Source organism: Methylocaldum sp. (assembly GCF_035627495.1).
Lineage (GTDB): Bacteria > Pseudomonadota > Gammaproteobacteria > Methylococcales > Methylococcaceae > Methylocaldum.
Window position 1 is genome coordinate 16549 of sequence record NZ_DASPLO010000085.1, and the last position, 22128, is coordinate 38676.

The window sequence follows — 22128 nt, forward strand, 5'->3', positions numbered from 1 at the left end:
CACCGGCAACATCAAGCCCGGTTCAATATCCATTCCAACACCATCTTGCTGCCGAAATAGGCCAGCATCAGTGACAGAAATCCTCCGAGCGTCCAGCGGATGGCTATGGTTCCTCGCCAGCCGTAACGAGCCCGTCCTATCAGAAGTACGCCGAATAAGATCCAGGCCAGTATCGACAGCACGGTTTTATGTGCCAGATGCTGCGCGAACATGTCTTCCAGAAAAATAAAGCCTGTGAGCAGCGACGCGCTGAGGAGTACGAATCCTGCCGCGATCAGCTGAAACAACAGGGATTCCATTGTCTGTAAAGGCGGAAGCGAGCGTACCAAGAGATCAGTATGGTGGCTGCGTAACCGCCAGTCTTGAAGCGCCAGCAGTGTAGCTTGAAAGGCGGCGATATTGAGAAAGCTGTAGGCGAGCATCGAGACCACGATATGAGTGGTCATAGGCCAGGATTGGTTCCTTACCGTGTGAATACTTTCCGGTACGCTGAGCTTTAGCAGAAGAATCAGCGCGGCCAGCGGAAAAATGACCATTCCGAGTTTATCCACAGGCTTCGCGAGAGCGGTCAAAAGCAGGATGGCTACGATTACCCAGGCCACCAGCGACATTGCGCTCAAAAAACTTAGATTGAGTCCCTCGGCGGTTTCGAACGCACCGGTGAGCGCGATTCCGTGTAGAACGGCGGCGAGCCAGCCGAGAGCTAAGGTCTTCAACCGCCGAACCCCGGACATCTCCCCCGGTGGATAATCGGTATCGTGCAGCGAGCGAATCAGGGTAATGGCGGCGACAGCGTAGGTGGCAATCGCCAAGGCGCCAAACAGCGTAGAATTCATTGAAATCATGTCCTCCTGGGTCCTCTAGTCTGGCATAATGGCCGATCAAGATGAAGTAACCTGGGTATCTCCATAGCCCGCAGGATTTAGAGCCATGTTTGACAACCTTACCGAACGTTTAACCCATTCGCTCAAAAAGATTCGCGGTCAGGGCCGATTGACCGAGAACAACATTCAGGACACCTTGCGAGAGGTGCGCATGGCCCTCTTGGAAGCCGACGTCGCTCTGCCGGTCGTCAAGGATTTCATCGAGCACGTGAAGACGCGGGCACTGGGGCAGGAAGTTCAGTCCAGCCTCAGCCCGGGCCAAGCATTGGTGAAAATCGTCAATGAAGAATTGGTCGCCGTCATGGGCAATGCCAACGAGCGGCTCAGTCTGGCGACGCAGCCGCCGGCGGTGATCCTGATGGCGGGTCTCCAAGGTGCCGGTAAAACCACCACAGTCGCCAAGCTGGCCCGCTGGCTCAAGGAGAATGAGCGTAAGTCCGTAGTGGTCGCCAGCGTCGACGTCTATCGTCCCGCCGCTATCGACCAACTGCAAATGCTTGCCACTGAAGTGGGTGCCGATTTTTTCCCGAGCGATCCCACGCAGAATCCGGTGGATATCGCTCGAAACGCCGTCGAATATGGCCGGAAAAAGTATAAGGATGTCGTCATTATCGATACCGCCGGCCGTCTCCATATCGATGATGAGATGATGACGGAAATCAAACAGATTCATTCCGCCATCAATCCGATCGAAACGCTGTTCGTGGTCGACTCGATGACCGGCCAAGACGCCGCGAATACCGCGAAGGCGTTCGGCGACGCACTTACCCTGACCGGCGTCGTTCTGACCAAAACCGACGGCGATGCCAGAGGCGGCGCCGCATTGTCGGTCCGCCATGTCACGGGCAAGCCCATCAAGTTTCTGGGCGTGGGCGAAAAGACCGCGGCATTGGAACGGTTCCACCCCGACCGAATCGCGTCCCGAATCTTGGGTATGGGCGATGTCCTGAGCCTGATCGAGGAAGCCGAGCGTAAGATCGATAAAACGAAAGCCGAAAAACTGGTCAAGAAGATCCAGAAAGGCAAGTCCTTCGATTTGAACGACTACCGCGACCAGTTGTTGCAGTTGAAGAATCTGGGCGGCGTCGCAGCGATGCTCGACAAGCTTCCCGGCATGGCGAACCTGCCGCAGAACGTGAAGGAAAAGGTGAACGACAAGGAGATGGTCCAGCAAATCGCCATCATCAACTCCATGACCAAGCAAGAACGGGCGTTCCCGGATGTGATCAACAACTCGCGAAAGCAGCGCATCGCGAAAGGTTCGGGCATGGATATGCAGAACATCAATCGGTTGCTCAAACAATATGATCAGATGCAAAAGATGATGAAGAAATTCAAGAAGGGCAACATGATGAATCTGTTGCGCGGAATGAAAGGCAATATCGGGCGAGGGATGCCGTTTTAATGCCTCATAAGCATGGGAACCTTGCCCTGGTTAAAGAAGGCCGGGTTCCCATCGATCAGTGCGACAAGCGCACTCGGATGTCTGACGAAGATCGAATAATCGCCGCGTCGGCGCGATAACCAGCCCCGTACTTCGATATTCCGGTGTAGATAGTTCTCCAACGGGGGGAACAGGTTAAGGTTCTCTCTCTCGATATGGACTTCGAACCGATCGGAAAACTTCAAACGCAAATAGCGCTTGCTCGCGATGATAGCGGATGGTACGCCTGTCAACCGCTGCCAGCCGCGTAGCATCGGCCGCGCGATCAGAGCTTCCACCGGTTTCGGCCGGTAATCCGTCATTCCCCAAATCCCGCGTCGTGCCTGCTCCGCCCGGTTTTCCGCCTGTGTTAAGGCCTGGGTATATTTGAGGTTGGGCGGGTGAATGTCGACAAAAGCCAAGCCAGCTTCCACCAAAGCCAAATTGATGTGTTGGCCGCTAGCGGTAAACACATGGGCCAAAAGCCGTTGGTACTTATCCCGAAGCTCTCCGTCCTGCTCCAGGCGCACCGTTCGACCCGATAAGCGCTGTTGGAGCCAAAGCTTCGCCTCTTCACCGCCCGGCTCGCCGATCTTTCTCGGGCTGTCTACCTCGGGTGTATTGATTCCGAGCAATCGGACCTTCTCGCCGTTATTGAGCAAAACGGTGTCCCCGTCGAATACCCTCTTCACGACATGGACCGTTGGTGCCGCATCTATGCGAGTACGTTCAGCGCCTTCGACAGCATGGTCGGAATAGTAGGTGCGACCGTTATTGTCCTTCCACCGGTAGACGTCGCCTCCTTGGGCTGGATCGTAGGGACCGGCAAAAAGAGCTGTGGCGATAAGGAAGACGGAGTGAAGGCGAATTAAAAGCGATTTCTTCATCGGTACTGCGATTGGATCCAAGACCGCATTTCAGCGGCAAATTTCGAGTTACGGGAAAGGACGTGTGATTGTTGTACGCTTGTAAGCACCGCCGGAGCGGGGATATTCTCCATGTGAGGCTCACGGGCGGCGCGAGCGTGACGCCCCGATAAATGGTCTAAAGAAAAAAATAACTCTGCGGCATCAACGCTATTATGACCATGCAGCGGCGATTTTCCGATCTTAAGCATAAAACCTTCGATTTATTGGTCGTCGGCGGTGGCATTTACGGTGCCTGGACGGCTTATGATGCGGCTTTGCGCGGGTTTTCGACGACATTGATAGACAAGGGCGATTGGGCCGGAGCCACTTCGTCAGCGTCCACCAAGCTGATCCACGGTGGGCTACGCTACCTCGCTCAGGGCCGTTTTGGATTGGTTCGGAAATCTTTAGTCGAGCGGCAACGGCTTATGCGGCTTTGCCCCCACCGGGTCGAAGCGCTCCGTTTCGGGATTCCGGTCTATCGCGGAGATCGCTTGACGTCATGGCGACTCCGCCTGGGACTCCGTGTCTACGATCTACTGGGCAACATCATCGGCTCCGAAGGACGCCATGAGCGCCTGGGAGCGGAGGCATTTGCCCGCCGTTTTCCATGGGTCCGGGCGACAGATTTGGACAGCGGGTGGACTTACGGAGATGCGCAGACGGACGACGCCCGTTTTGTATTGGAACTGGTGGATGGATCATTGGCTGCCGGCGCGGTAGCCGTCAACTACTGTGAGGCCATCGCCTATGAGGAACGGCACGGGCGAGCGATGGGCGTTATCGCCAAGGATCGGGTGACCGGGGAACAGACGCCGGTCCGTGCCCGGTGTATCGTCAATGCAACCGGTGCTTGGGTAAAAGACATGCCCGGTTCCTCGTCCAAGGCCTGTCGGCTCTGCAAAGGCGTTCATCTTATTTTGCCTCGTTTACCCGGCAAGGACGCCTTATTGTTCGTTTCGGAAACGGATGGGCGAGTCGTTTTTTTTGTGCCGTGGTACGGGTTTACGCTGTTGGGAACTACCGACACGGATTATGTTGGCAATCCCGCGGATGTCGTCGTAGAGCAAGAGGACATCGATTATTTGCTGCGTGCGGCAAACCACGTGCTCGGCTCGGTGCAATGGTGCGAGGACGATATTCTCGGCGGTTTTGCGGGTCTTCGAGTGCTGAAAGGCGGAGACGAGAGTGCGCCATCCGCGCTAAGTCGCGAGTGGATGTTGGAAGAGCTGAATAATGGCGTGCTAATCTCGGTAGGCGGTAAGTTTACCTCGGCCCGGCAGGGTGCCGCGGCGATCGTCGATAGAGTGTGCCGAAAGTTGGGCACTCGACGGTCTTGCATGACGGGAGATCTGGCTTTCCCTTGGGCTCCCGGCCAGGATTATTCGGGCTGGCTCCAGGATAAGATGGCTCTGGGGCGGTGTTTAGGGCTGGTGGAAGAGGAGGTTCGCTGGCTGAGTTTCCGCCACGGCAAGCGGATCGATGAGATCTTCTCGCTCATTGAGCGGGATGGCGCTCTGAGGGCACGCACTCTACCGGACTTGCCTTTCGTCGCCGCCGATCTTTTCCATTGTGCCCGCGGTGAAATGATCGTTCACTTGGACGATCTCCTGCGACGTCGTCTGCCGTTGCTCCTCCTGCATCGCTTTTCTCTCGACGAAATGGAGGCCATTGCAGCCGACATCGCACCCATCCTAGGATGGGACAAGGCGCGTCAAAGACTCGAGATCGGCAGATGCCTGGCTGATTACCCCAAATTCCGAAAGCTGGCGTAATCCCCGTTTTTCATTTGCCCAATCAGTTGTCTGTGCTTACCCTCTCCGCTGGAGTCGGTCAGAACTTTGTGCCGTTTGACGGGTGAGCCGACCCAAGGACTGTCCCATGCAGACGATACTGTCGGCCGTCAACGATTCTTCCCACTCGACCACGTTATCGCCGAACAGAACGATTACCGTGGAACCCATGTTGAAGCGCCCCATTTCCTGGCCGCGGGAAAGGACCGGCGGATTTTCCGGATAATGCCAGGTTCGTAAGGTCGCGCCGGTCGGGGGGGTGACGATTCCGTGCCAAACCGTTTCGATACTGGCGACGAAGATGGCACCTACGAGGACCAAAGCCATTGGGCCTGCTTCGGTGTCGAATAGCGTTATAACGCGCTCATTGCGGGCGAACAAATTCGAGACGTTAGCGGTCGTGGCCGCATTGACGCTGAATAATTTTCCGGGGACGTGCGTCATCTCTCTAAGCGTCCCGCTAAGAGGCATGTGCAGGCGATGATAGTCTCGCGGCGAGAGGTAGATCGTCGCAAATCGGCCGTTGGCGAACAGCTTCGCATTTTGCGCATGTCCGCCGAGCAGATCGGTTACGCTGAAATTTTTTCCCTTGGCTTGGATGATGCGTCCCTCGGTAATCGCTCCGATTCGGCTGACCGTGCCATCTGCCGGACAGATCACGGCATCGGGCGCCGGAGCGATCGGGCGGGTTTCCGGCTTGAGCGCGCGGGTAAAGAACTCGTTGAAACACCCGTAAGCCGCCGGATCCGGATCGAGAGCCTGTTCCATATCTACGCCGTACAGCTTGATGAAAGAGCGAATCATCGCATCTTTGAAGACGGTGTTCCGGCAACGGGTTATGGAACCCATCAGTCGTGACAGCCTGTGCTGGGGCAACACATACTGGCCGAGCGCGAAGAGCCTTTCCGAGGTAAACATACTTGGATTGCCTGGTGTTCAGCAGAGAAGGGATCAATAACCCCGGTCGGCCAAAATCTTTTGAGCCGCGCTCACAGCCGCTCCGGTGGTAATGGGCGCCTTGGTTTCGACGAGTACGGCCTCCAATGCGCTCAAACAAACCAAAACATTCTTCGCGGATGCGCTGTATCCCATTAATCCGACGCGCCAAATTTTGCCGGCCAGGGCTCCGAGTCCCGCCCCGATTTCGAGGCCGTAACGATTGAGCAGGGTCGAGCGGACATAAACATCGTCCGCGCCTTCCGGAATCGCGACCGCATTGAGCTGCGGCAAACGGGCCGCTGCCGGCACGATGAAGCGCAGTCCCATCGCTTCGAGCCCGGCTTTCAGCGCGGTATGCATGTCCTGGTGCCGTTGCCAGGCATTCTTCAGCCCTTCCTCCTGCAGAAGCACCAGAGCCTCATGCAAGCCGTACAGAGCATTGATCGGCGCCGTGTGATGATAGGCGCGTTTCGTGCCGCCGCCCCAGTAATTCATCACCAGGCTGAGATCCAGAAACCAGCTTTGGACTTTGGTCTTGCGATTCTTGATGACCTCGATCGCGCGCTGATTGAAGCTGACCGGCGAAAGGCCCGGCGTGCAGGAAAGACACTTTTGCGAGCCGGAGTAGAGGGCGTCGACATTCCATTCGTCCACTTTGAGCGGAGAACCGCCCAACGACGTCACGGCGTCCACGATGACCAGGCAACCGTGCTCGTGGGCAAGCTGGGCAAGCGTCTCCACATCCGAGCAAGCGCCCGTGGACGTCTCGGCTTGAACGAAGGCGACGATCTTGGCTTCGGGGTGAGCCTTAAGTGCGTCCGCTACTTTGTTCGGGTCCACAGGCATGCCCCATTCGTCTTCCACCAGGACAGCCGTGCCTCCGCAGCGTTCCACGTTTTCCTTCATGCGACCGCCGAAAACGCCGTTCTGGCACACGATCACCGTATCGCCCGGTTCCACAAGATTGACGAAACACGTTTCCATGCCGGCCGAACCGGGTGCGGAAACCGGCAGGGTCAATTCGTTGCTCGTCTTGAAGGCATAGTGCAGCAATGCCTTCATTTCATCCATCATACCGATGAAGCGGGGGTCCAGATGGCCGATCGTCGGTCGCGCCATGGCCTCCAAAATTCTCGGGTGGACATCGGACGGGCCTGGGCCCATTAAAGTGCGGACTGGGGGGTGGAAAGATCGGATGCTCATGTTTTAGCGTTTTAGTTTTATATGTACGTGAGTGAACTGATGACGCTCGTCGAGACACAGAGTGAGATCGGCGCGGCTCGGCATTTCGTCCAATGTATGCCGAGTCAGGCGCTCGTAATGCATGATGAAGCGCCGTAGCGCGGCCGCGTCCATTAGCCGGTGCCGGTCGCTTGGACCGGTTTTTTCGGCCAGTTTTCGTTCTTGCAGACTGCGCCATTCGAAGACGCTGTCCATGCCGGGGACTTTGAGCATGATGAGCCGGTCCAGTTCCCCGAAAAGGGTCGCATAGTCGCCTTTGAGTTGGTCATTGACGTGGCGGCGCCACGCGCCGTCCGGATCTTCGTTTTTCTCCAACTCATTGATCGGCAGGCCGAGCGCGTCATCCGATTGCGGCTGTGTGCCTACGCACCAGCCTTCGAAAATAACGACATCCGGGTGGCCATGAACCACCGGCCATTCCGCCAACGGTTTGCGGTCGTCGCATGCCTTGTCGAAGGCGGGCAGGGGAGTCAGCGTATTCGCTCCGGCCGTTTTCAAGGCGCGGATAGTATTGAGTCCCAGGTCGGCGTCATGGGTACCGGGTACGCCGCGGGTAAGCAAGAGCGGATGAACGTCCCGCGCCAGGCATTCCCGTTCGGCTCGGGTCTTATAGATATCGTCTATGGAAAACCCGGCGACACGAAAGCCGTACGCTTCGCTCAGGATTAGTCGGAGAAAGTCGCACAGCGTGGATTTTCCCGAACCCTGGGCGCCGTTGACGCCCAGCACCAGCGTTTCGGCCGATTTCTGCCGGCGTACCCAGGCCGCGAGCGGGAGATAGACCGCGGCGAGTCCTTCCGTCAGGCTTTCATCGATGTGGTGAGCGCGCATCTGTGCGGCAAAGACCGGCCGGATGCGTTCCCAAAGTTTTTGGTACTCGGCTGGCGTGAGTATCTCGGCAGGCCAGAACGAGCGCGGCTCAGCGACGGGCACGGTGTTCAGACCACCTTGTCGCGCGGCGTCTGTCCGGCAAAGAATGCCGTGACGTTTTCTATGACCCGCATGCCCATGGCCTCCCGGGTTTCCAACGTGGCGCTACCCAAGTGCGGCAACAGCGCAATATTGTCCAGATCGAGAAATCCTTTATTCAAATTCGGCTCACCCTCGAACACGTCCAGGCCGGCGCCCTTGATGGTCTTCTTCTTCAAGGCGTCGATTAAAGCCGCGTTGTCGACCACGTCGCCCCGAGCGGTGTTGATGAGGTACGCCGTGGGTTTCATCAATGCAAGGCGCTCGGCGTTTATGAGATGGTGGTTTTCCTTGCTGCCGGGGCAGTGGAGAGCCACGAAATCGGCGCGGCGCAGCACGTCCTCGACGCTGCCGCATGGTTCGGCGGCGAAGGACTTGATGAGTTCAGGGGCCGGAGGATAGGGGTCGAAAAAGATGATCGGCATATCGAAGCCGAAATGCGCCTTTTTCGCCATCGCTCGGGCAATGCGGCCGAAACCGATCAGTCCGAGTGTTTTGCCGGTGACCTTGGTGCCCATCATGTGCGTGGGGTGCCAACCCGTCCATGCGCCGCTGCGAACATGCCGCTCGCCTTCGCCGCCCCGCCGGGCGGCCATCAGCATCAGCAACATGGCGATATCGGCGGTGCAATCGGTGAGTACGTCGGGCGTATTGGTAACGGTGATGCCGCGCGCCTTGGCCGCCTGAACGTCGATATGATTGAAACCCACGCCGAAGTTGCCCAGGATCTTGCAACGCAAAGGCTCGGCGCTCAAAACATCGGCATTGATGGGATCGGTCACCGTCGGCATGACCACGTCGTAATTGCGCAGAGCGTCTTTCAGCTCCTCTGCGGTCATCGGATGGTTGTCAGCGTTGAAGGTGACGTCGAACAGTTCCTGAAGCTTGGCTTCGCAGGCTTCCGGCCAGCGGCGCGTGACTAGGGCTTTGGGTTTGCTCATGTTGCAGGCTCCAAATTACGTAAGGTGGGCATTGCCCACCTTACTCGGATTTCATCCCCTCTGTCCTGGAAGGTGCCGCGAGAGTCGGTGGGAATCCTTCGTCATCCCAGCCTGCCTCAAGCGGTTCTTACGACTCCCTCCCGGAGAGCGAGGTTGGGGCAAGGCCGATCAGCGCGGCTTGATGGCCGGTGCCGTTTCGCGCCAATACTCGCAGGCCGCCGCGATACCGCTGCCCGGCGTGACCTGTATGCCCGTGTCGCGCATGGCCATTTCGGCGCCCGCGATCGCGCTGCACAGCATCAGTTCGTTGAGATCACCCAAGTGCCCGATGCGGAACACTTTGCCCATGACCTCGCTTAAACCGGCGCCAAGCGAGAGATTGTAGCGGTGGTAAGCGTAGTGCATCACGTCGCGAGCATCGTAACCTTGCGGAACGACGATGGCGGAAACGGTGTTCGAATACCATTTCTGGTCGCGGGCGCACAAGTCCAGTCCCCAGGCTTTGACAGCGCGGCGCACGCCTTCGGCGAGCCGGTAATGGCGGGCAAATACATTCTGGAGCCCTTCTTCAAGCAGCAAATCGATAGATTTGCGCAAGCCGTAAAGCAGCGGGATCGACGGTGTGTATGGGAAATAGCCGCCGGCGTTGTGCGTCATTTGATCCTGAATATCCAGGAAGCAGCGACGGCTCTTGGCATTCTGGCGGGCGTCCAGGGCCTTTTGGCTGAAGCACAGCAAGGCGAGGCCCGCGGGCAACATGAATCCTTTTTGCGAACCGGCGAGGCCGATGTCGATACCCCATTCGTCCATGCGGAAATCGATGCTGGCGATCGAGCTGACGCCGTCTACGTAAAACAAAGCGGAGTGGCCGGCGGCATCCAAAGCTTTGCGTACGCCCGCCAGGTCGTTGGTGACGCCAGTGGCGGTTTCGTTATGGCAAATCAGGACGGCCTTGATGTCCTGTTTGGTATCGGCTTTGAGCCGCGCTTCAAGCTGATCGAGCGGTATGCCTTCGCCCCAGGGAATTTCGACATGTTCTACATCGAAGCCGAGGCGGCGCGCCATATCGATCCACAGATGGCTGAACTGGCCGAAGCGGTAAGCCAGGACTTTGTCGCCGGGGGACAAGGTGTTGGTCAGGGCGATTTCCCAGCCCGCGGTGCCGGTGGCCGGAAAAATAAAGCATTGGCCGGCTTGGGTCTGGAAGATTTTCTTGAGGTCTTCTAATAAAGGTTTAACCAGCTCCGGAAAGTCGGGGCGCCGGTGATCTTCCATTGGCACGTGCATGGCGCTCAGGATGGAGTCCGGAATATTGGTGGGACCGGGAACGTAGAGATGAGTGCGACCTGGCATTAATTTCACCTTATGGAACGTGGTTACGTTTGAACGGCACGAAAACGCGCTGGAGCATAAAAACCGGATACAGACCGCCGAAGACCGCCCAAAAACAGCCCGTAATCATGCCACAGGGGAGAAGCTGTCTTCAAGTTGGGCATTTTGCCGGGGTTTTAAACAGTGATTCGATGTCCAGCCCCCATCGGACTAAAGTCTCGTTCTTCGCCCAAGGACCCGCTATGTGGATTCCAACGGGCAAACCGCGAACAAAGCCGGTGGGAATGTTAAGGAGCGGAAGGCCGGCTTGAGTCCAGGGTAGCTGCATCACCGAGTCGCCGGTACTGTTCAAGCCACGGGGCGCCGGTCCGGTCGCGGAAGGGGAGATCCAGGCATCGATGCCGCGTTGCTGCATAAGCGCTGCAATATACTCACGCTGGCGCTGCCGGACCGCTCTTGCGGTCTCCAGGTCTAATGCTGAAATCTTTAGGCCGCGCTCGATGAGTTCCGTGGTTTCCGGGCGATAGAGCGGCTTGTATTTTGGATACCATCTTTCGTGAGCACGAGTAGCCTCTCCGGCGACGAGCAGATGATGCCAACGATAGAGTTCTTCGAAATCAGGAAATGCCGGCACTTCGAGGAGGGTATACCCGGCCGCTCGAAGGACCGCGCAGGTTTCTTGAAAGTAAAGTCGAGCGTCCCCCGTGACATAATCGAGGTAGGGGCCGTCAGGGATTCCCAGTTTCGGGCGCTCCTCGGTTTGGGATAATTTCCAATCGGGAACCAATGCCTGTGCGGTCAGCTCGATTCCGTCCACGTCCGAAGCGAGCCAGCCGATATGATCCGTGCTCGGAGCCAAGGGAATCACGCCGTCCGTGGGAACCTTTCCGTAGCTGGGCTTGAACCCGCAAATACCGCAGAACGCGGCGGGGCGATTGACCGATCCGACGGTTTGCGTGCCGATCGCCACGAGGCAAAGACCGGCCGCCACTGCGGCCGCCGAGCCGCTGCTCGATCCCCCCGGCGTGTGCTCCGGATTATGGGGATTGCGGGTTGGACCCGGGGCAATGTAGGCAAATTCGGCTGTGACGGTCTTGCCGATGATCAACGCGCAGGCATCTTTTAAGCGCTTCACTGCGCTGGCTTCCATGCCGCTAAGCGCTTCGGGCGGCAGAAGGCTGCCTGCACGCGTTTCGAATCCCTCTATATGAAAGATGTCTTTGACGCCTACCGGCACGCCGAACAAAGGCGGTCGATGGTCGGGTTCGGGATAACGGCGCAACAGCTCTTTCGCCTCCCGATAGAGCCGCGCCCAGCGATCTTCCTCAGGTACAAAAGCCAATAGGTTCGGTTCGACTTTGGCAAAGCGGCTTTCGAGCTCACGGAGATACTCGAGCAGAGGCCATTCACCGCTTCGAAGGTTCTTTGCAACCGTTGTCGACTTCATGGCGTCACGCACGTTTAGCCGGCAAGCATCGACCAGCCGTAGGTCAGAGCCAGCCCGAGGTAGATCACGAAGCTCAGTCCCAGAAGCCAGCGTCCGGAATCGGGCGGCTTAGCCCATGCCGGCAGCTGTGGCGAAAGGCAGCGGTAATTGAGCAGGTACAAAGCGACCGGGAACATAACGGTTCCGGCGAAGCCGATGACGGCGCTGGTGAGGATCAGCGTGCCCGGGGTGTCGAGCAGCATGGTCAGCGACGTGATCAGGGTCAAGAGTGCCAGGAAAATGTAGTACCAAGTACGTAGAGCAATCCGCCGGCTTTTCGGGAAAAGCACATGAACAATGTCGGCCTGCATGCGGCTAACGGCATCTGCCGTCGCCAGCCAGGTATCGGTCAGGAAAGCCGCGGCCACTAGAAGAAACAACAGCCGCCCGATTTCGCCCCAGCCCACCTCGAAAAAGCGGCTTTGCACTACCGCGAGCTCGTAATCCTGGGGCAGCAAGCCCTTGGGAAACAGCAGCGCATAGGCCAGAAGACAGGTCATGAGCGTCGTCAGCAGATTGCCGACGATTCCGATCAGCACATCGGTGTGAAGGAATTGCTGCCATTTCCGCCAGCGATGCTCGTTTTCAGCCAGATTGCCGGGAAGAAAGCCGTCGCTCGTAATGACTTCCGGTTTGCCGGCAATGGGCCCCGTGATTTTGCCCATGTGCGCCGCCATTCCGACGCCCTTGTCGCGCAGCCAGTACGAATAGAACAAAATCCAAAAGCCTCCCAGTCCGGCGAAAGCGATGGCAGTGAGCAGCTTGGTGGCGTCCTGGGCTTCCCAAGGGCGGGGCAACGGAGCCGTGGAGCCCAGCAGTCCACGGAGGAAACTCGGTATCGCAGCGATGACTTCGGTCTGGAGGCAAGCCCAGAGCAGGCCGGCTACGGTGGTGATCGCGACTGCTTTCATGAATCGCTCAACCAGGACATACACCACCTTGCTGAGCACTATGGCCGCCAAGAATACGGCGATCGAGAAATACCCCCAAAACAGCGATTGGCTGCGGGCATCCCAGCCATCGGGAAAATGGGTCAGAGCAGCCAGCGCCGTCCCGCCCGCGGAGGCAAAGGCGCCGAACCAAAGGAAAGAGACGGACATCAATATCCAAAGAAGAATCCCGAATCCGCGATTGAGCCGGATGAAACCGTGAAAAATGCTCTCGCCGGTCAACAGGGTATAGCGGCCGATTTCGACGTTGATCGGATACTGGAGCAGGCAGGCCGGAATTAAAAGGAAGAGGAACGTCAGGCCATATTTTGCAATCAGGTAAGGCCACCAAATCAGCTCGCCGCTGCCTTGTGCCAGTGCCATCCATACGATTCCCGGACCCAGCGCCATCCACCAGCCGGGAAAAGCGGGCAGGGGTCTTCGGGCGAGATCGGCAAGCGCGGAGTCGCAAATAATCGGGCGATTCATGATTTTTATTCTTGTAAGTAGTCAGAGTGGCGGATTTTAAAAGCGGCTTAGCTTAGCGTTTTGGCGGCCACTCGCAAAATATCCAGAAGGTCGAAAACGCGCGCGACATAGTGATCCCGGACTCGATAATTCGGGTGCTCTTTGCCGCGAAGTTCGTCACCTACCGCGTCGATAAACCGGTTGAGGCGCCGCTCGTGTATCCCGAGCTTAGCCAGCAAAGGGTCAATGACGATCCAAGACAGTGCGGCAATCGCACTCACGGTAGCCATCATGGTAGCTGTGGTTGCGATGATCAGTCCCGTCGATGCCGACGCGGGGAATAAGCCGTAATACCAGGCACCGATAGCGGGCCCCAGCCAGAAATTGGCGATAGCCGTGTGTTGAGCGATGGCGGAGGCGGCGGCCATGCCGCTGGAGAGTGTGCCTGGCAGGGCTTTGTTGAAAGCCGCGTAGCTGGTGGCGAGGGTAATCAGGCTGCCGGCAAGCTCTGATACGGCTAGACGGGTTTGGCCGTATTCGGCCAAATTGCGCTCCATTGCCTCGCGGAATCCGGGACGATCGACTTTGCTTTGGATTTGAGTAAGAAATTGCTCGCACAGATCGGAAATCTCTGGGTTTCCCAGGATGGCTTCCATGAGCGCATCCCGCTGGAATGTCCGTTCCCCCTGAGCGTATGGCAGTTCCAGGAGTTCGGTATAGATCAATCATTGCAACTCCTGCTGTAGGGCGGTCGGTACGCCTACCGGCATTTTGTCCAGCCGCTGGCCTACCTTATTGGCCCCGGCTTTTCTGAACAGACTCGCTGTGCCTCGAATGAGGGAGCTGGGCAAACCCCACAGCATGTTCAGCGGGTGTTTGTAGAAGTCTTTGCCGAAAGTTTTCTTGTGGAGCGCCAATGCGCCTGAAAAAGAGAAGTGTTGTTCGACGAAAGCCGGGACTCTGGTTTCTCGCGAGGCTAGATAGGCTTCGATCCCTTGTGTCACAGCGCGTTCGATGATCCGGTGCAGGTCGGTTTCCATAGGCAATATTCGTGTTGGGAGAGTCGTTAGGGAAACTCTGAACAAGTCGATTCCGTTCGTCCTGAGCCTGTCGAAGGACTTAATCAGAGCTTCCTTAGCGCTTGAGAAACTCAAGCGCTGAGAGCGATGTGTTTGTCGGGTCCGCAGTGCGGAAATATTGAAAAAACTTGAAAGAAACCCGTCGGACTACTTCTTTGAAAGTCTGGTAACAGGCGCGGTTCGTGCTCATAATAAGCGCCTTTTAAGTTTTGCTCAGAGACAACTATCCATTAGGTTCGACTATGAAGAAACTGATAATTACGTTCTTGGCCGCTTTCCTGTTGATTGGCTGCGCCAACAAGGAAAAAACCACGCTCAAAGAGGCGCTGCTTGCCAAGTTCAAAGACGATTCCGATTTGAAAGATTATAAGCTTGATCCCGAGAGCATCGCCGATTGCGTGGTAGGAGAGATCAGTGGCGGTTTGCCGGGTTTCGCGGGCGACCCGCGCCGGGAGCGCTTCTTCGAAGCGTATACCCGTTTCGCGAATGCCAAATCGCCGGCCGATGCGGAAAAAGCCGTCACGGACTACCAGCAGATATTCGGTTCGGTTAAGCAGGCGCGGCAAGCCGCATTGAGTATTACCGACCATGTCATGACCTGCATGGGCAAGGCGGTGGCGACGGCCGACGGGGGCGAAAAGGCGGGGGAGTAAACGTGCCGTAACTCTTGCAGTTGCACGACCAAGAGCCAAAAGCGAATTCCGGGGGCGGATGGCATCGCTGATAACTTGATGTCCAAGGAAGTTGTTTCCCAGGCGGAAAGTGCCGGCGCCATCAAAGCCTATCTCGATTTTTTCGAGACCTTTTTGTATTCGCCATTAAAAAGAGGGCGGAACCATAATTCTGGCAAACTGCTGAGATGATAGCGGATCAGTTCGGCATCTTATGGGGGAGCCCGTTTCTTTTTGCCAATCTTCTACTCGTGCCATTGGAGTCGGCTCTATGGTATCGAGTCGCGGCGGCCATACTTTTCTCAGCCGCCGCTGCAATTTCAGCGAAGATGGACTAATGGACCAGTTCTACAAAACGATTATCCGGAACCAAGGATTGCAGTGTCATTGAAGATTGAATTTGCCGATACGGGCAAAGCCTCAAGTGATATGCACGGTAGTAAAAGCAAGAATTTAATGGATCGAAAAAACTTCGTGCTGGACATTAAACATGGAAAATCGAACTCCGCGATCGCGGAAAATCGCAAAAAACCGCGGAGTCGGAGCCGCGATTGTTAGTCTGAAGAGCGTCCTAACTATCCCAGAGTTTGGTCCAGAATGGGTTTTGAGCTTGTGAGTTTTGCCGGAAAGGTCCAAGTCATCTAGGGCAGCCTTCCAGTTTAAAGACGGCATAGCCGAGGGTTTCGATTTCTCTCTGCATTTCGGCAGGTGCATGCGCCTCGCTATGGCAATAGGCACAATTTTCGGCGTTGACCACGGCATCTTCTTCGCCTATTGATCGGAGCCAGTCGTGGGCATATTGCAGCGCTTTAGCAGGGTCGTTTTCCGGAAGCACCACATCGAAGTGCATGATTTTTCCGCTTGCGCTCCGCGCATAGGTGTCAAAAACGTAAATTTGGGTCATATGTCTCGTTTGTCGGTAGTGAATTAGGGTAAAAGGATCTGTTGGAGTAAAGACAGATCCTCCGAGGCGATGTTGTGAAGCCTAATAATGCAAAGCACGAGGCTCTGCCGTTATCAGATTCGCCAAATTCAGCCGATTTCATTGAACTATGATGGAATACCGGTTCGGTGCCCTCTTTTTGGCGTCAAGACGTGCGGTCTTGAAAACGGGGTTTCTATGCTCAATCGTGTTTGTATGCACTTCGAAGCCTTACAGCTCCGGAAAGGCAGAGCACTTGTAGATAGCGAACTCAGGCCGGTAATTAAACCGATAATCAACGATGTTCTATCGTTCATACAAGCTTCCGTATCAATACGGACAAACTTTGAAAAAGACGGAGTGCGGCTGCCGTCAGCAAAAGCGCGGAAGAAAGCGGTTGGTTCGCACTCCATAACCAGAGGATCTATCGGCTCTATACGATGTCAATAGGTGTTGTGTCGATATGAACTCTAGCGGGACCTCAAAGGTTTTGTCAATATAATATTGATCCGATACTATTAGGTGTATGAATACCGAATCGATTTACGATTATTTGGAACGTATCGCCAACCTCATTCGGACGGACGTCCGAAAGATGGGGATTGCGAGAGGATTGCAACCGGTGCAGTTGGAAGCGCTTCACTATTTGAGCCGGTGCAACCGATATAGCAACACTCCCGTTGCGGTGGCCGATTACTTGGGGTTAACCAAGGGGACCGTCTCGCAAACATTGGGCGTCTTGGAGTCTAGTGGGTTAATTGAAAAGCAGGCTGACCTTAATGATCGTCGAGTGGTTCATCTGACCCTAACGGATGAAGGAACTCGCATGGTCTCGGAGTCCATACCGCCCAATATTCTGAAGTCTGCGATAGAAGGTTTGTCTGAAAGTGCGTGTGAAGAAATCACAGCTACCTTGAATCGCGTTCTAAGAGAGTTGCAAGCAGCAAACAAATTGAAGACGTTTGGTTCCTGCAAGACTTGCAGGTATCACTTGATTCATCAAGAAGGAAGGCGCCAGTGCGGGTTAACGTTGGAGTGGCTGACGCAAACCGATGCGGAGAAAATATGCCGGGAACACCAGCCGGCCGTTGAGGATACTTAGCCTTGCGAGGGGATGAGCATGGCAGGACGGGCAGGGAGCCCGCCCCCAAAGGACGGAATTAAATCGCCTGTTCGCCGGTTTCGCCGGTCCGGATCCGAATAGCTTGCTCGAGGGTGGTGACAAATATTTTGCCGTCGCCTATCTTGCCCGTATTAGCGGCTTTAATGATGGAATCGACGGCTTGATCGACCATGCTACCGGTTACCGCGACTTCGAGTTTCACTTTGGGCAAGAAATCAACCACGTATTCGGCGCCGCGATAGAGTTCCGTATGCCCTTTTTGGCGCCCGAAACCTTTTACTTCCGTAACCGTAATCCCGCTAATCCCGATATCGGACAATGCTTCTCGTACATCGTCCAATTTGAAGGGCTTAATGATGGCGGTGATGAGTTTCATGCTTCTCTCCGATGATGTGAAATGTTTCTAGCCTTGGTTGGCCCGGCTCCGGATTATGTCCTCCACCACGCCGGGATCCGCCAAGGTGGAAATATCGCCTAGCTCGCGGATATCGTTGGCCGCAATTTTCCGAAGTATGCGCCGCATGATCTTGCCGGATCGGGTTTTCGGCAATGCCGGCGCCCATTGGATGATGTCCGGCATAGCGATCGGCCCGATTTCCTTGCGAACCATTTTCAGTAATTCCTGTTCAAGCTCGACGCTCGGCGAGACGCCGGCTACTAAAGTGACATAAGCATAGATCCCCTGGCCTTTTATGTCGTGCGGATAGCCCACTACGGCGGCTTCGGCCACGCTGTCGTGCAGAACTAAGGCGCTTTCGATTTCTGCCGTACCCATGCGATGGCCTGATACGTTGAGTACGTCATCGACCCGTCCGGTGATCCAGTAGTATCCGTCCGCATCGCGTTTGGCGCCGTCCCCGGTGAAATATTTGCCGGGATAGGTTGAAAAATAAGTGTCGAAAAAACGTTGATGACTGCCGAATACCGTACGGGCCTGACCGGGCCAGGAACGCGTAATCGTCAGCACACCCTCGCAGTCTCCTTCCAAGACGGTGCCTTGGCTGTCGACAATTGCCGGCAAGATGCCAAAAAATGGTCGTGTTGCGGATCCGGGTTTAAGCGGTGTGGCACCGATCAAGGGAGTAATCAGTATTCCGCCGGTTTCCGTTTGCCACCAAGTGTCGGCAATAGGGCAGCGCCCATCGCCTACCACGTGGTAATACCACTCCCAGGCTTCCGGATTGATGGGTTCGCCAACTGAGCCCAAAACTCGCAAACTCTTTCGACTAGTATTACTGACCCAAGTATCGCCCTGTGCCATTAGAGCGCGGATGGCGGTGGGGGCCGTATAAAAAATGTTGACCCGGTGTTTATCGATTACCTTCCAAAAACGATCGGGAGCCGGGTAGGTCGGAACGCCCTCGAACATAAGAGTGGTTGCGCCGTTGCACAGAGGGCCATAGACGGTATACGAATGGCCGGTAACCCACCCGACATCAGCGGTACACCAATAGATCTCGCCCGGGCGGTAATCAAACACATATTGATGGGTCATTGCCGCATAGACCAAATAGCCCCCGGTCGTATGCAGCACCCCTTTCGGTTTTCCGGTGGATCCGGAGGTATAGAGGATAAACAGAGGGTCCTCCGCATCCATGGCTTCCGGTGGACAATCGGGAGAGGCCGCTGACACGGCATCGTGATACCAGATATTCCGATCATCCCAGCCGATGGGTCCGCCGGTATTCTGGATGACAAACACCGTTGTTATGTTCGGGCAAGATTCCAGCGCGGTGTCCACATTGGCTTTCAGTGGGACGGTTCTTCCGCCGCGTCTTCCCTCATCCGCACAGACTACATATCGGCAATCCGCATCGAGAATGCGATCCCTTAATGCGTCCGCGGAGAAGCCGCCGAATACGATGGAATGGATGGCTCCGATCCGGGTGCAGGCGAGCATGACCACTGCCGCCTCTGGAATCATCGGAAGATAGATGCAAACCCGGTCGCCTTTTCGAACGCCATGCTTTCTCAGGGCGTTAGCGAACCGGCAGACTTGCTCGTGTAGCGCACGATAAGTGAGTTTCTTGTCGGTTTCGGGATTATCTCCCTCCCAGATTATCGCAACTTGATCACCCCGTTCGGGTAGGTGGCGATCAAGGCAGTTGTAGCTGACATTCAGCGTGCCGCCTTCAAACCAACGGATACGGGCCGTGCCGAAGTCGCAATCCTGAACTTTATCCCAAGGTTTGAACCAATCGACGAAGTGCTTCGCTTGCTGAGCCCAGAATTTGGCCGAATCTTGGATGGAGAGTTCGTACATTTCCTGATAGATGGCTTCGGTAATCTGTGCTCGAGCAGCTATTTCCGGGGGCACATCATAGATTTTTTCAAAAGACATTGGTTTTTCGATGGTCTTCGAGATGGGGTATGGATGCCCTGGGTAGCTTTGATTTTACCGAATTTTTAGGCGAGTTTGACCAGTCTCTGCAGTTTAACGAGTATCAGGCAAAAATCTGGATATTCAAGCTCAGATCGAAAAGCACGATACCAGCAGCCCATCGATTGGTCACCCCGTGCAACCATGTTTGAACCGGTGCCTAAAAAGTGATTCCTAGCCGGATGAGGTTAAATCGTTTTTAACCCGGGCCTGCTCGGTTCGTAAAGTTCAGTTCAAAGCCCCATTGAGTCTGGCATTCCAATTATCCTATATCAGTCTGCGAGCCACGATGAATGGGGTTGGTGCCGTATACGATAAGATAAGAGCCGGATAGCGATTTTAAGGGAAAAGCGCTGTTAAGCCCAAAAGACTCATTCGACATCGGACCGTTATAACGCCACGGATTATCGTGGCAGGTCTTGAGAGGGGCGGGTTATCGAGTACGCTTCGAGTCGGACGGATTAAGATCGTCCGGCTCGAAGGCGGCGTTAGCTATGTGAATATGCGTGTTAAACGCAACTTAAGACTAAACAGGCATTAGTGAAAGATTGCATCAGCCGTGTAGCCCTCGGTTTCCAATATGTCGCGGAGGCGGTTCAGGGCTTCCATCTGAATCTGCCGCACTCTTTCCCGGGTAACGCCCATTACCGCTGCAACCTCCTCGAGAGTGGAATGGTCGTAGCCTCGGAGACCGTATCGACGGGAAATGACTTCCCGCTGCTTGTCCGAAAGCTGGTCCAGCCATGCAGAAAGATTGGTTGAAATTCGCTCGTTCTGAAGCGTTTCCGGAAGAGGAAGCTTGTCTTCCTCGGAAATGCATTCCACTAAGGACTTTTCCGAATCTTTTTTAAAAGGGACATCGATCGATACGACTCGCTCGTTGAGCTTGAGCATCCTTTCGACCGTTTTGACCGGTTTGTTCAGATGTTTTGCTACGTCTTCCGCGCTTGGGTCGTGATGGAGCGTAATGGCTAACTGACGGTAAGCTTTCAGGTAGACATTCATTTCTTTGACGACATGAATCGGAAGACGAATCGTACGTGTTTGATTCATCAAGGCCCGTTCAATGGTTTGTCGTATCCACCAAGTGGCGTAGGTCGAAAAACGGAATCCCCGGTCGGCTTCGAACTTTTCGACGGCCCTTATCAGACCGAGATTCCCTTCTTCGATTAGGTCCAAGAGCGGTAACCCGCGATTTAGATAACGACGGGAAATTTTTACCACTAACCGCAAATTGCTTTCGATCATTTTCTTACGTGCCGCTTCGTCACCTTTTTGAGTTAAACGGCCGTAATGCTTTTCTTCGTCTGCGGTAAGGAGCTGGGAGTTCCCCAATTCCTTTAGGTATAAGCGCGTAGCGTCGTATTGATATTCCGGCCCAGCGGTGTCGAATTCTGCTTCATTCCAGATCGGTGCTTCTCCTTCGAGATCCTCATCCGTTTCGAAATTTTCAACGAAGGCAGCCACATCATCGTATAAGACTGCCTCTCCAAAGGTTTTCAATTCTTCTACGGCCTGTTCAGACATACCAATGCCCCCACGCAGTTAATTTATTATTAATAACCTATGTATAAACCAGAATTTCCGTCATCAATAACTCTGTTAATCAGTGTCAACGTGCTATGCTTAAAACCAATTATCGTGCCAACGTATTCCCGTCCTTCTCATCGCTTTAAATTTACGAATCATCTGTTCTTCCGTCCCGCATTCGATTGCCGGGTGTATCGGAAAATTGGCGCCTAGCCACGGAGCAAGGTTTCCATGCGACGGTTTTTTGACGGCTATCTCTTGTATCGGCCAATTAAATTTTTTCTTTAGCAGTTTTTTGATTTTTTGTGGCCTGTTTCGCAATTTTTTAAATAAGGCCGATTGGCGTATAACAGCTCGCTGAAATGGTGGATAGTTAGGATACACACTCCACTTTTCAGATGAATGACGAGTCACTTGAAAGACGCGAGAGCTGAACAAGAAAAATCTGGTGAAACAAGTCGGGCGAACCAAAATACAACAAGCAAAATCATTTTATGAGAGCGTCGATGGAAGCGAGATAATAAGTATTTTTGATGGTTTGCAGAAGCGGGAGATGCGGTGAGAACCGAACGATCAAGGCAAAAGAAATTTCATTATTTGTAGCTTTCCAACATCTCTTTTAACTCGTGGTGATACGGGTCACGTATACATCTCAATAGGCAATAGCTTGAAGTACCAAATCTTTTTTCACTACCAATTTTACAGGGGGAAGCAAACCCGGCCATACACCGCCGGCACGGGATTGCTGCGCACCGACACTTGCCAAATGCACTGGTAACGACTGGCCATTACGTGAGCCAGAGTTGGATCTTCTCGCCTGCAGGGCGGAAGCAGATCGAAGTATATAGGGCGGCGCGTGCGAAACGGTCCGGTGCTCCGCCCATATTGCAACAGGCCGCCGGTCGTATTCATGCTTGCGGGTTTCGGACTACCGCTGCGAGACATGGAGCGAGTGAGCGAGCGAGTCGAGTAGTCCCCGGAAGCCCAAGCGCCGGGTGGGTGGCCGGAGGTCGCCGCGAGAGCGGCGGTCGTAGGCGACCCACAAGGCATCGCGACCGGGCGTCGAGTCATTGTGGAGCCAGGTCCCGACCCCTGGTTGGGTCGGGACC

At 55.2% G+C, this 22128-nt stretch carries 20 protein-coding genes; 4 read left to right on the forward strand and 16 right to left on the reverse strand.

Annotation, left to right across the window (positions count from 1 at the left end; translation table 11 throughout):
- Positions 1 to 11 precede the first annotated feature (11 nt).
- Positions 12 to 836 (reverse strand): cytochrome C assembly family protein, encoded by an 825-nt coding sequence (locus VEB01_RS07370; RefSeq protein ID WP_324874161.1) that lies wholly within the window; start codon positions 834 to 836, stop codon positions 12 to 14.
- Positions 837 to 930: 94 nt separating this feature from the next.
- Here VEB01_RS07370 and ffh point away from each other — a divergent pair, with 94 nt between their 5' ends.
- Entirely contained in the window at positions 931 to 2289 is a 1359-nt protein-coding gene (gene ffh / locus VEB01_RS07375; RefSeq protein ID WP_324874164.1) for a signal recognition particle protein, read from the forward strand.
- Here ffh and VEB01_RS07380 read toward each other — a convergent pair.
- Positions 2286 to 3194, reverse strand: coding sequence for a thermonuclease family protein (locus VEB01_RS07380; protein ID WP_324874166.1), 909 nt, complete (start codon positions 3192 to 3194; stop codon positions 2286 to 2288). The two genes, ffh and VEB01_RS07380, sit on opposite strands and share 4 nt — an antisense overlap.
- Before the next feature lie 200 nt (positions 3195 to 3394).
- Here VEB01_RS07380 and VEB01_RS07385 point away from each other — a divergent pair, with 200 nt between their 5' ends.
- A complete protein-coding gene (locus tag VEB01_RS07385; protein WP_324874168.1) occupies positions 3395 to 4990 on the forward strand; it encodes a glycerol-3-phosphate dehydrogenase/oxidase in 1596 nt (531 codons plus the stop codon).
- A 36-nt stretch (positions 4991 to 5026) separates the two neighbouring features.
- Here the strand turns inward: VEB01_RS07385 and asd are convergent, their stop codons facing one another.
- The 9 genes from asd to VEB01_RS07430 form a co-directional block, all read right to left on the reverse strand.
- Entirely contained in the window at positions 5027 to 5926 is a 900-nt protein-coding gene (gene asd / locus VEB01_RS07390; protein ID WP_324874169.1) for an archaetidylserine decarboxylase, read from the reverse strand.
- Between the two features lie 33 nt (positions 5927 to 5959).
- Positions 5960 to 7066: a pyridoxal-phosphate-dependent aminotransferase family protein gene (locus tag VEB01_RS07395; protein WP_324874171.1), complete on the reverse strand. Its 1107-nt coding sequence runs from the start codon at positions 7064 to 7066 to the stop codon at positions 5960 to 5962.
- 87 nt (positions 7067 to 7153) lie between these two features.
- Positions 7154 to 8122 (reverse strand): hypothetical protein, encoded by a 969-nt coding sequence (locus VEB01_RS07400; protein ID WP_324874173.1) that lies wholly within the window; start codon positions 8120 to 8122, stop codon positions 7154 to 7156.
- Positions 8123 to 8127: 5 nt separating this feature from the next.
- On the reverse strand, positions 8128 to 9099 hold the full coding sequence (locus VEB01_RS07405) for a 2-hydroxyacid dehydrogenase (RefSeq protein ID WP_324874175.1): 972 nt from the start codon (positions 9097 to 9099) through the stop codon (positions 8128 to 8130).
- Between the two features lie 168 nt (positions 9100 to 9267).
- On the reverse strand, positions 9268 to 10452 hold the full coding sequence (locus tag VEB01_RS07410) for an aminotransferase class V-fold PLP-dependent enzyme (protein ID WP_324874177.1): 1185 nt from the start codon (positions 10450 to 10452) through the stop codon (positions 9268 to 9270).
- A 130-nt stretch (positions 10453 to 10582) separates the two neighbouring features.
- Positions 10583 to 11878 carry an amidase gene (locus VEB01_RS07415; RefSeq protein WP_324874179.1) on the reverse strand — a complete coding sequence of 432 codons (1296 nt, stop codon included), beginning with the start codon at positions 11876 to 11878 and terminating at the stop codon, positions 10583 to 10585.
- 14 nt (positions 11879 to 11892) lie between these two features.
- The gene (locus VEB01_RS07420) at positions 11893 to 13335 is read right to left on the reverse strand and encodes an Nramp family divalent metal transporter (protein ID WP_324874180.1); all 1443 of its coding nucleotides are present in this window, start codon (positions 13333 to 13335) and stop codon (positions 11893 to 11895) included.
- A 47-nt stretch (positions 13336 to 13382) separates the two neighbouring features.
- A complete protein-coding gene (locus VEB01_RS07425) occupies positions 13383 to 14039 on the reverse strand; it encodes a DUF6635 family protein (RefSeq protein ID WP_324874182.1) in 657 nt (218 codons plus the stop codon).
- A complete protein-coding gene (locus tag VEB01_RS07430; RefSeq protein WP_324874183.1) occupies positions 14040 to 14354 on the reverse strand; it encodes a DUF6635 family protein in 315 nt (104 codons plus the stop codon).
- Positions 14355 to 14635: 281 nt separating this feature from the next.
- On the opposite strand from VEB01_RS07430, the gene VEB01_RS07435 reads away from it, so the two are divergent.
- Positions 14636 to 15046, forward strand: a complete 411-nt coding sequence (locus VEB01_RS07435; protein ID WP_324874184.1) for a hypothetical protein — start codon at positions 14636 to 14638, stop codon at positions 15044 to 15046.
- A gap of 655 nt (positions 15047 to 15701) precedes the next feature.
- Here VEB01_RS07435 and VEB01_RS07440 read toward each other — a convergent pair.
- Entirely contained in the window at positions 15702 to 15968 is a 267-nt protein-coding gene (locus tag VEB01_RS07440) for a DUF2024 family protein (RefSeq protein WP_324874186.1), read from the reverse strand.
- A 544-nt stretch (positions 15969 to 16512) separates the two neighbouring features.
- Here VEB01_RS07440 and VEB01_RS07445 point away from each other — a divergent pair.
- Positions 16513 to 17088, forward strand: coding sequence for a MarR family winged helix-turn-helix transcriptional regulator (locus VEB01_RS07445; protein ID WP_324874188.1), 576 nt, complete (start codon positions 16513 to 16515; stop codon positions 17086 to 17088).
- A 58-nt stretch (positions 17089 to 17146) separates the two neighbouring features.
- On the opposite strand, the gene VEB01_RS07450 is transcribed toward VEB01_RS07445, so the two are convergent.
- The 4 genes from VEB01_RS07450 to VEB01_RS07465 all read right to left on the reverse strand — a co-directional run.
- Complete coding sequence (locus VEB01_RS07450) at positions 17147 to 17485, reverse strand: P-II family nitrogen regulator (RefSeq protein WP_324874190.1); 339 nt, start codon at positions 17483 to 17485, stop codon at positions 17147 to 17149.
- Between the two features lie 27 nt (positions 17486 to 17512).
- Entirely contained in the window at positions 17513 to 19450 is a 1938-nt protein-coding gene (acs, locus tag VEB01_RS07455; RefSeq protein ID WP_324874192.1) for an acetate--CoA ligase, read from the reverse strand.
- A 576-nt stretch (positions 19451 to 20026) separates the two neighbouring features.
- Positions 20027 to 21016 carry an RNA polymerase sigma factor RpoS gene (rpoS, locus tag VEB01_RS07460; RefSeq protein WP_324874194.1) on the reverse strand — a complete coding sequence of 330 codons (990 nt, stop codon included), beginning with the start codon at positions 21014 to 21016 and terminating at the stop codon, positions 20027 to 20029.
- A gap of 931 nt (positions 21017 to 21947) precedes the next feature.
- The coding region (locus VEB01_RS07465) for a hypothetical protein (RefSeq protein WP_324874196.1) at positions 21948 to 22128 on the reverse strand (181 nt) is incomplete at its 5' end.